The organism is Clostridium moniliforme, from assembly GCF_017873235.1.
Lineage (GTDB): Bacteria > Bacillota > Clostridia > Clostridiales > Clostridiaceae > Clostridium > Clostridium moniliforme.
In genome coordinates, this window is record NZ_JAGGJZ010000018.1 from 1 (window position 1) to 9,074 (window position 9,074).

At 26.8% G+C, this 9,074-nt stretch carries 6 protein-coding genes, 1 rRNA gene and 1 pseudogene; all 8 read left to right on the top strand.

The features are described from left to right. Positions 1 to 100: ribosomal RNA gene (rrf, locus tag J2Z53_RS12565) — 5S ribosomal RNA — on the top strand; the annotation flags it as partial. A 91-nt stretch (positions 101 to 191) separates the two neighbouring features. Beyond that, a pseudogene (locus J2Z53_RS12570) lies at positions 192 to 1,403 on the top strand (SulP family inorganic anion transporter); the annotation flags it as partial. A 365-nt stretch (positions 1,404 to 1,768) separates the two neighbouring features. Further along, positions 1,769 to 1,894: a hypothetical protein gene (locus J2Z53_RS12940; RefSeq protein ID WP_268835921.1), complete on the top strand. Its 126-nt coding sequence runs from the start codon at positions 1,769 to 1,771 to the stop codon at positions 1,892 to 1,894. Positions 1,895 to 1,966: 72 nt separating this feature from the next. Beyond that, complete coding sequence (locus J2Z53_RS12575) at positions 1,967 to 2,110, top strand: hypothetical protein (protein ID WP_209797807.1); 144 nt, start codon at positions 1,967 to 1,969, stop codon at positions 2,108 to 2,110. Then, the gene (gene glgA / locus J2Z53_RS12580; protein WP_209797808.1) at positions 2,110 to 3,543 is read left to right on the top strand and encodes a glycogen synthase GlgA; all 1,434 of its coding nucleotides are present in this window, start codon (positions 2,110 to 2,112) and stop codon (positions 3,541 to 3,543) included. Before J2Z53_RS12575 ends, glgA begins: the two co-directional genes overlap by 1 nt. 37 nt (positions 3,544 to 3,580) lie before the next feature. Continuing rightward, entirely contained in the window at positions 3,581 to 6,016 is a 2,436-nt protein-coding gene (locus tag J2Z53_RS12585) for a glycogen/starch/alpha-glucan phosphorylase (protein WP_209797809.1), read from the top strand. A gap of 210 nt (positions 6,017 to 6,226) precedes the next feature. After that, a complete protein-coding gene (locus J2Z53_RS12590; protein WP_209797810.1) occupies positions 6,227 to 7,390 on the top strand; it encodes a glucose-1-phosphate adenylyltransferase in 1,164 nt (387 codons plus the stop codon). Positions 7,391 to 7,412: 22 nt separating this feature from the next. Next, the gene (gene glgD / locus J2Z53_RS12595; RefSeq protein ID WP_209797811.1) at positions 7,413 to 8,519 is read left to right on the top strand and encodes a glucose-1-phosphate adenylyltransferase subunit GlgD; all 1,107 of its coding nucleotides are present in this window, start codon (positions 7,413 to 7,415) and stop codon (positions 8,517 to 8,519) included. The last annotated feature ends 555 nt before the right edge of the window (positions 8,520 to 9,074 follow it).

The following is a 9,074-nucleotide window of genomic DNA, read 5'->3' on the forward strand; positions in this document are numbered from 1 at the left end:
AGAGGAAACACTCCTTCCCATTCCGAACAGGAAAGTTAAGCTCTATAGCGCCGATGGTACTGCATGGGTGACTGTGTGGGAGAGTAGGACGTTGCCAGGTCTGTATAAAAGAGATAGTAAATACTATCTCTTTTTTTCATGTAAATAATATATATATATATAATAATAAGAAAAGAGGGATTTTTTTAATAATGAAAAAACCAAAGTTTTTTTCTATACTAAAGCATAGAAAAAAGGAGCTTACAAAAGAACAAGTAATTAAAGATATTATATCAGGTGTTATTGTTGCTATTATTGCATTACCGCTTTCTATTGCACTTGGTATTTCTTCAGGAGTTACACCAGAAAAAGGACTTATAACAGCTATAATAGCAGGATTATTTATATCTTTATTTGGAGGAAGTAGAGTACAAATTGGAGGACCGACAGGAGCTTTTGTAGTTATAGTTTGTGGAGTTGTAGAAAAGTATGGAATTGAAGGACTAATAATAGCAACTTTAATGGCAGGTGTTATTTTAATATTATTTGGACTATTAAGGCTTGGAAATCTAATAAAGTATATCCCAAAGAGTATTACTTTAGGGTTTACTTTAGGAATAGCTGTTACATTGTTATCTACACAAATAAAAGATTTATTTGGATTGAATATAGCAAAAGTTCCATCAGAGTTTTTACATAAATGGAGTACTTACATATCACATTTTAATGAAATTAATTTAGTTGCCTTATTTATAGGAGTACTTTGTATTGTAATAATAGTTTTATTTCCAAAAATAAATAAAACAATACCAGGATCACTTATTGCTTTAATTATATCAACATTAGTTGTTGCAGGATTAAGTTTAAAGGTTCAAACAATAGGTTCTGCTTTTGGAGATATATCATCAACTATTCCTAAACCTGAGTTGCCAGTTTTTACAATAGATAAAATAAAGGTATTATTTATGCCAGCTATTACAATTGCATTTTTAGCGGCTATTGAATCATTATTATCAGCTGTAGTTGCAGATGGAATGATTGATAAAAAGCATAATTCAAATACCGAATTAATAGGACAAGGTTTGGCTAATATTGCATCATCTTTATTTGGAGGAATTCCAGCAACTGGTGCAATAGCTAGAACAGCTGCAAATATTAAAAATGGAGGAAGAACTCCAATTGCTGGTATAGTTCATGCTATTATGTTATTTTTAATAATGATTGTTTTTATGCCTCTTATAAAATATGTTCCCTTAGTTGCATTAGCTGCAATTCTTGTAGTTGTTTCATATAATATGAGTGAATGGAAAGAGTGTGTGAAAGTTATCCACAATGATAAGTTTGATGCAGTTGAATTATTAACAACTTTTGTTTTAACTGTGACTTGTGATTTGGTTGTAGCAATTTTAGTTGCTATGGTAGTTCATTTTATTATTATTAAGTTAATTAATAAAGATAATAACAATAATATAGAAGTTGTATGTTAAAAAATTTTAAAAGTATAATTTAAAATAAAATTAAATATTTAATACTAAAAAAGCCTTAATTTATAATTAGGGCTTTTTTGTTTTAAATTACATATTTAAATGATTTAAGGTTAGTAAATATTTAGACTTAAAGGAGTAATTTGAAAATTATATTTTTATTAAAAAGTAAAAAAACTAATTATTGATTTCATATATATAAATTCTGAAAATTATTTTTATTAATAAAATTTTTCTAACTAGAATAATATAATAAGAGTTAATTTTATTATTAATATTTAAAAACTATATGGGGGCATAAGTTAATGAAATATATTTTTAGAATTAATAATATAAAAATAAAATTTAATAGTAAAGATATTAATAAAACAAGTAAAGATATTTCTTTTAGCTATAGTCTTTCCTTATGTCGTGAAGGAAAAAAACTTTGAATCATATAAAATATTAGGCAGTAAATTCATTAAGAAAATCCTATAGATGAATCATTAAATACTGATAATAAAATGTATGGGGGCTTTGGACAAGTTATAGAAAAACTATTAATTTCAAAAAGAGAAATATGTAATGAATTTGAAAATAGTATAAAAATAAAAGTACCACCTATGGGAACTGTAATATTTAAGATGAGAAAAAAGGAGGAGATTTGATGAAGGTTTTATTTGTTGGATCTGAAGCTAATCCATTTATAAAAACAGGAGGACTAGGTGATGTTTTAGGGTCATTACCAAAATCATTATCTAAAACAGGAGTTGATTCAAGGGTAGTAATTCCTAAATATAAAAATATAAGAGAAGACTTACAAAATAAACTTAAATTTATAAAATGGTTTATGGTTAAGGTTGGCTGGAGAACTCAATACTGTGGAGTTTTTCAATATAACAATGATGGAGTTACTTATTATTTATTAGATAATGAGTATTATTTTGGAAGAGATGGTCTTTATGGATATTATGATGATGGAGAAAGATTTGCCTTTTTTAATAGGGCTGTTTTGACATTTTTAAAAGAATTAGATTTTAAGCCAGATATTATTCATTGTAATGACTGGCATACAGGAATGATACCTGTACTTCTTAAAGTTGAGTATTCAAAAAATGAATTTTATAAAGATATAAGGTCTATATTTTCAATTCATAATATTAAATTTCAAGGAATATTTCCAAAGGAAGTGCTACAGGACCTTTTTGGGTATGACTTAGAACTTTATTATAATGGAACTTTAGCCTTTGATGATGGAATTAGTTTTATGAAAGGCGGAATACTCTATTCAGATAGGATCTCTACAGTTAGCTATTCTTATGTAGATGAAATTAAAACAGAGGAATATGGGGAAAGACTTAATTATATACTAAAAGATAGAGAATATGCTTTAAGTGGAGTATTAAATGGAATAGATTATGATGAGTTTAATCCAGAAACTGATCCTTTTATATACTCAAATTTTAATAAAAATTCACTATACAAAAAAAGAAATAATAAAGAGGAGCTTCAAAAGGAATTAGGATTACCTATAAATAGGAATATACCTATGATTTCCATGGTATCTAGATTAACAAATCAAAAAGGCTTAGATTTATTAGTTGATATTGCAGATAAATTATTGCAGTACGATATTCAATTAGTTATATTAGGTACAGGTGATTATCATTATGAAAATCATTTTAAGGGGTTAGCAGATAGATATAGGTATAAAGTTTCATCAAACATTAAGTTTGATAATACTTTGGCACATAAAATATATGCAGCAACAGATATGTTTTTAATGCCATCTCTTTTTGAACCTTGTGGACTTGGGCAGCTTATAGCACTTAGATATGGTTCAATTCCAATAGTTAGAGAAACTGGAGGTTTAAAAGATACTGTTTTTGCATATAATCAATATAATGGAATAGGAAATGGATTTAGTTTTAAAAACTATAATGCTAATGAATTATTAAATACTATTGAATATGCTTTAGAAATTTATAAAGATAAAAATAGATGGAATTCTATAGTGTTACAGGCTTTATCATCAAATAATAGTTTAGAAAAATCAGCTAATGATTATAAGGCAATATATAATCAAGTAATTGGTGATTAAATAGTCATAAAATCCAGAGTATAAGGGAGGAATAAGTATGCTAACCATTTATAAGAATACCTTTAAGAAGGCTTATGAAAAAAAATATTTAGAAATTCATGGAGAAGAGCTTTCAGAGGGAAGCAATTATAAAAAATATGAGGCTTTAGGGAGTTTGGTTAGAGATTATGTTGCAGAAAACTGGATGAAGACTAATAAAAAGTATAATAGTACTGGAGAAAAGCAAGTATATTATTTTTCAATGGAATTTTTGCTTGGAAGACTTCTTGGAGATGCCTTACTTAATTTAGGAATTAGAGATGTATGTAGAGAAGCTTTAAAGGATTTAAATATTAGTTTAGAAGAATTAGAAAATTTAGAACATGATCAAGGATTAGGTAATGGTGGACTTGGAAGGCTTGCAGCTTGTTTTTTAGATTCTATGGCATCTTTAAATATAGCAGGACATGGTTGTGGAATAAGATATAAATATGGATTTTTTGAACAGAAAATAATAGATGGAGTTCAAGTTGAGGTATCAGATAATTGGCTTAGGGACGGAAATGTTTGGGAAAAGAGAAAGAATGATAAAAAAGAAATAGTTAAGTTTGGTGGAAATATAATTAAAGAAGAAATAGGTGGAAAGCTAAAATTCACTCATGTAAATTATGAGCCTGTTCTTGCAGTTCCTTATGATACTCCAGTTGTTGGATATGAAAATAATACTATAAACACTTTAAGATTGTGGAGTGCTGAAACTGTAAATAATGAATTTGATTTTTCATCCTTTAGTAGAGGAGAATTTTTAAAAGCTTTAGATTATAAAAATTCAGTTGAAGCAATATCTCAGGTTCTTTATCCTGATGATTCTCAATATGAAGGTAAAATGCTTAGATTAAAACAGCAATACTTCTTCGTATCAGCAGGTATACAGGGAATAATTAGACATTATAAAAAACATGGTGGGGATTTAAAAAATTTAAATGAAAAAATAGCAATTCATATAAATGATACTCATCCAACTCTTGCAATTCCAGAAATTATGAGAATTCTATTAGATGAAGAGGGATTTTCTTGGGAGGAAGCATGGAGAATAACAACTAACACAGTTTCGTATACAAATCATACAATACTTGCAGAGGCTCTTGAAAAGTGGCCTATTGATATGTTTAAATCATTGCTTCCAAGAATATATATGATAGTTGATGAAATAAATGAGAGATTTTGTGCAGAACTTTGGAATACTTATACTGGACAATGGGATAAAATATCTCGTATGGCAATACTTGCAGATGGGCAAGTTAGAATGGCTAACCTTGCAATAGTAGGAAGTCATAGTGTAAATGGAGTTGCAAAGCTTCATACAGAAATACTTAAAAAGCAAGAAATGAGTGACTTTTATTATTATTATCCAAATAAATTCAACAATAAAACTAATGGAATTACTCATAGAAGATGGTTATTAAAGACAAATCCTAAATTAACTAAATTGATAGTAGATACAATAGGTGATAGTTTTATAAAACATCCTACTGATTTAGAAAGTTTTGAAAAGAAAGCTTATAATAAAAATATTCAGTTAGAGCTTCATAAAATTAAAAGAGAAAATAAATTAAAATTGGCAGATACAATATACAAGAAAAAAGGTATTAAAGTTAATGTAGACTCTATATTTGATGTTCAAATAAAAAGAATTCATGCTTATAAAAGGCAAACATTAAATTGTTTAAGAATAATGGATTTATATAATAGATTATTAGAAAATCCAAATCTTGATATTGTACCTAGAACATTTATTTTTGGAGGAAAGGCAGCTCCAGCATATAATTTAGCAAAAAATACTATAGAACTTATAAATAGAATTGCAGAAAAAATAAATAAGGATCCTAGAGTAAATGATAAACTTAAAGTTATCTTTTTAGATAACTATAATGTTTCTCTTGCTGAAGAAATAATAAGAGCAACTGATTTAAGTGAGCAAATATCCACAACTACAAAGGAAGCTTCAGGAACGTCAAATATGAAATTTATGATGAATGGTGCAGTAACCATTGCTACTTTAGATGGAGCTAATATTGAAATAAGAGATGAGGTTCGTGATGAAAATATTATTATTTTTGGATTAACTTCAGGAGAAGTTTTAAATTATTACAAAAATGGAGGGTATTCATCCTTTGATGTATATAAAAATAATTCAAGAATACAAGCGGTAATAGATGATTTAATTAATGGAAAATATCATTTTGATAGAGAAAGATTTAAACCAATATATGAAAACTTAATTCCATATAATGACGAGTTTTTTGTTCTTAAAGACTTTGATTCATATATACAAGCGCAAAATAAGGTTGATAAATTATATAGAGATATTAATGTATGGCAAAGAATGTGTGGAATAAATATAGCTCATTCAGGAATATTCTCATCAGATAGAACAATACTTCAATATGCAAATGGAATATGGGGTTCAGAATTATTATATAAAAATTTATAAATAAAAGAAAAATAATAAACTTCTAAGAAATAATGAAATTTAAGAAACATTATAAAGTCTTAGGAGTTTATTATTTTATTTTTTTCATAAACAAAATTATGTATAAATAATAAAAAACAATCATATGTTTATATAAGTGTTTTTAAAGTTAATATAATTTGAAAATTTTAATTAGAAAATAAAGAAAAACATATGAAGGGGAGATATATAATGGGCAAAAAAGAGATAGTTGCAATGATTTTAGCTGGTGGACAAGGCTCGAGATTAGGGGTATTAACAAAAAATTTAGCAAAACCTGCTGTACCATTTGGAGGAAAGTATAGAATAATAGATTTTCCTTTAAGTAATTGTTCAAATTCTGGTGTTTATACTGTAGGAGTTTTGACTCAATATAAGCCTTTAGAACTTAATTCACATATTGGAATAGGAGATACATGGGACTTAGATAGAAGAGATGGTGGGGTAAGTATATTACCACCTTATCAAGAAGAAAAGGGAGGTAAATGGTATAAAGGAACAGCAAATGCAATTTATCAAAATATAGAATATGTAGATAGTTATGATCCAGAATACCTATTAGTATTATCAGGGGATCATATTTATAAAATGGACTATGATAAAATGTTAGAATTTCATAAGCAGAAAGAGGCAGATGCAACAATTGCAGTTATTCAGGTTCCATATAGCGAAGCAAGTAGATTTGGAATTATGAATACGAGGGAAGATTTATCAATATATGAATTTGAAGAAAAACCGATGGTTCCAAAGAGTACCAATGCATCAATGGGCATTTATATATTTAACTGGAAAACATTAAAAAGACATTTAATTGAGGATGAATCAAATATAAATTCAAGTAATGATTTTGGAAAAAATATAATTCCGAAGATGCTAGAGGAGGGAAATAAATTAGTTGCTTATCCATTTCAAGGATATTGGAAGGATGTTGGAACAATAGAAAGTTTATGGGAAGCTAATATGGATTTGTTAAAAGCAGATAATCAATTAAACTTATTTGATGAAGATTGGAAAATATATTCTGTTAATCCTGTAAGTCCAGCCCAATATATTGGAGAAAAAGCCGAAATAAAAAATTCAGTTATAGTAGAAGGTTGTACTGTCTATGGTAAAGTTTATAATTCTGTATTATTTCAAGGGGTTTACGTTGGAAAAGATACAGTTTTAAAAGATTCTGTAATTATGCCTAATTCTTATATAGATGATAATGTAATAGTTAATAAAGCAATAATAGGTAGTGATGTAATTATAAAAAAGGATTCACAGATAGGCAATGGAGAAGAAATTTCAGTTGTAACTTCTAAAGAAAAAAGAGATGTGGCTAATAATGTAGCTAGAAAAAAGAAATTGGTATAAAAGGAAGGACGGATTATAATATATGAATGATTGTTTAGGAATAATAAATTTAGATGAAAATGAAGCTAGAATGGGAGAACTAGTTAGAAATAGGCCTTTAGCCTCAGTTCCTATAGCAGCTAGATATAGAATAGTTGATTTTATATTATCCAATATGACTAACTCAGGAATAGAGTGTATTGGAATTTTTGCAAAGAATAAATCAAGATCTTTGATGGATCATTTAACAAATGGAAGACCATGGGATCTTCATAGAAAAAAAGATGGTTTAAAAGTTTTTAATTTTGGTGATGAAGACCCAGCCTATGATGATGTTCATAACTTTTCTGACAATATCGAATTTGTTAAGTATAGTAAGAAAAAATATATTATATTAGCTCCATCTTACATGATATGTAATATTGATTTTAAAGAAGTAATAAAAAAACATAAAATAGACGGTAATGATATCACTATGATTTATAAAAATAATAATAATGCAAATACAGAATGTATAGACTGTGATGTATTGAATATAGATAGAAATAACAGAGTTTTAAGTGTTGGAGAAAATATAGGACAGACAACTAATGCAAATATAAGTATGGAAATGTATCTGATGAAAACAGAACTGTTTATAGATATTGTTAATGAATGTATTAGAAGTGGAATGTACAGAAAAATAAAACACTTTATACATTCTAATTTAGATAGGTTGGATGTTAGAGCTTATGAGTTTAAAGGATACTTAAGTTGTATAAACTCATTAAAATCATATTATGATTCAAGTATGGATTTTTTAAAAGAAGAGGTTAACAAAGAAATATTTTGCAAGGAAAGACCAATATATACAAAAATAAAAGATGAAGGTCCAACACAGTATACTGATGATAGTGATGTAAAAAATTCATTAGTTGCTAATGGATGTTATATAGAAGGAGAAGTTAAAGATAGCATAGTATCTAGGAGAGTTTATATAGGAAAAAATGTAAAGATAAAAGATTGCATAATATTACAAGGAACAATTATTGAAAAGGGCTGTGAATTAGAAAATGTAATTGCAGATAAAAAAATAAAAATAGATAAGCATGAACGTTATATAGGATCAAAAAATTGGCCTATTGTTATACAAAGAATAAATAAATATTAAAAAATAAAAAGAATTACTATAAATCTAGGTTTATTAGTAATTCTTTTTATTTATAAAATTAAATTATAAAAGCAATAAATTATATAACATATGAATAAATAGTTTATAAAAAATTTCTAAAGTATGAATAAAACTCAATAATTTTGTAAAGTATATCTAATACATAACCAGGTGTATCACAATAAGAAATTTAGAGAAAAAGAAAGAAAAATATAAATAAATGCAATTAATTTAAATTAATAGTATAAATATATTTAACATATAATATTAAATATGATATTATAAATTTCGTCGCTGATGCAGAATAGTTTTAAAGAAATGAAATAATATTTTACATTAAGAAAGTTTAAAATACTTTTTTAAAAAAATATTGACATAATTCTTCATAAGTGATATGATAATTAAGTCGCTTGAGGGCGACGAGATAAAATGGTCTTTGAAAATTGAACAGAATATATAGAATACATTTAGAACCAGCAATTCTTTTTATTAAAGTAAGTTTTAGAGTGAGATTAAACTTTTTATTGAGAGTTTGATCCTGGCTCAGGACGAACG

Excerpts from the sequence above, each read along its gene's own strand:
- J2Z53_RS12940 (WP_268835921.1), top strand. The coding sequence starts at position 1,769 with ATGAAATATATTTTTAGAATTAATAATATAAAAATAAAATTTAATAGT.
- J2Z53_RS12575 (WP_209797807.1), top strand. The coding sequence starts at position 1,967 with ATGTATGGGGGCTTTGGACAAGTTATAGAAAAACTATTAATTTCAAAA.
- glgA (WP_209797808.1), top strand. The coding sequence starts at position 2,110 with ATGAAGGTTTTATTTGTTGGATCTGAAGCTAATCCATTTATAAAAACA.
- J2Z53_RS12585 (WP_209797809.1), top strand. The coding sequence starts at position 3,581 with ATGCTAACCATTTATAAGAATACCTTTAAGAAGGCTTATGAAAAAAAA.
- J2Z53_RS12590 (WP_209797810.1), top strand. The coding sequence starts at position 6,227 with ATGGGCAAAAAAGAGATAGTTGCAATGATTTTAGCTGGTGGACAAGGC.
- glgD (WP_209797811.1), top strand. The coding sequence starts at position 7,413 with ATGAATGATTGTTTAGGAATAATAAATTTAGATGAAAATGAAGCTAGA.